This is a genomic window from Kingella pumchi, from assembly GCF_022288825.1.
Lineage (GTDB): Bacteria > Pseudomonadota > Gammaproteobacteria > Burkholderiales > Neisseriaceae > Kingella_D > Kingella_D pumchi.
Window position 1 is genome coordinate 1 of sequence record NZ_JAKOOW010000019.1, and the last position, 1195, is coordinate 1195.

Annotated in this window: 1 protein-coding gene; it reads right to left on the bottom strand. The window is 64.4% G+C overall.

What is annotated here, in order from left to right; genetic code table 11:
* A partial coding sequence (locus tag MB824_RS04555; protein WP_238746350.1) for a hemagglutinin repeat-containing protein occupies positions 1–1195 on the bottom strand: 1195 nt, incomplete at both ends.

Here is a 1195-nt window from a genome sequence, read left to right on the forward strand (position 1 = left end):
TGCTGCCGACCAAACCGCGCTCTTTGCTGTAGGTCGATTCGTCCAGATCCAGGGTGCGGCGGCCTTCGCTGATGTCGATATTGCCGCGGGCGGCCAGGGTGGTGCGGCCGTTTTGGCTGTCGATTTGGCCTTGGCGGATGCTGAGGTCTTTACCGGCGGATACGGTGATGTTGCCAAGCGCTTCGATGCGGCTGCCTTCTTCGGCGCTTTGGTGAACGTGGCGGTGGTTTTTGTCGTTTGCCGCGCCGTAGCTTTCGTGGCTTTCGGTGCGGACGGTGCCGAGTGTGACGCTGCCTTGGCGGGAAACGACTTGGGTATGGCCTTCGCGGGCGCGGTTGGCCAGGCGGGCGCCGTTCAGTTTGATGTCGTGTCCTGCTTCGAGGCTGAGCAGGCCTTGGCCGTCTTCTGTGCCGCTGACATACAGTCCGGCCACACGGTCAACGGTGGTGCGGCCGTTGTGCGAGTCGCCGCTTTGGGCGGTGCTGCTTTGGAGGGTGATGTTGTCGGCTTTGAGGCTGAGCAGCCGTTCGGCTTCAATGCTGCCGCCGGTGATGTCGATTTGTTGTTGGGCGTCGAGTATGACGTTTTTGCCGCCGATGCGGCCGCTGTTGCTGATGTCGCCGGCGGCCAGATCGACGATGCGCCGGCCGGCAAGGGTACCGCGGTTGTCGATGCGGCCGGCATTCAGCTGCAGGGCGTCGGCGCTGATGAGTCCGCCGGCGCTGTTGAGATCGCCGGGGCGGGCGAGGACGTAGACTTTGGGTACGAGTACGCTTTGGCTGCTGCCGTCGGCCAGGGTAACGGTCTGGCTTTCAAGCCAGACGATGTCGCTGGTGAGACGGGCAACCTGCTCGGGGGACAGGGCGATGCCGGGGGTGAGCTGCTGGGCGCGGGCGAAGCTGATGCCGGCGTCCATCAGGGCTTGGAATTGGGCTTCGTCGTTGGGGTAGCCGTCCAGACGGCGGTAGCCGGTCAGGCGGGCAATCTGTTCGTTGATCAGGCGTTGCTCGTAATAGCCGTCGCCCAGCCGTTTGTGGGTGCGGTTGGGATCGGTTTGCAGGGCTTTGAGCATGTAGTCGCTGCCCAGCCAGGTGCGGTAGTCGGCATAGGCGGGATCGGTTTCGACCAGATAGCCGGGGCGGTCGGGACGGACGGTGTACAGGCTGCTTTCGGGCAGGCTGAAGCGGCCGTCGGG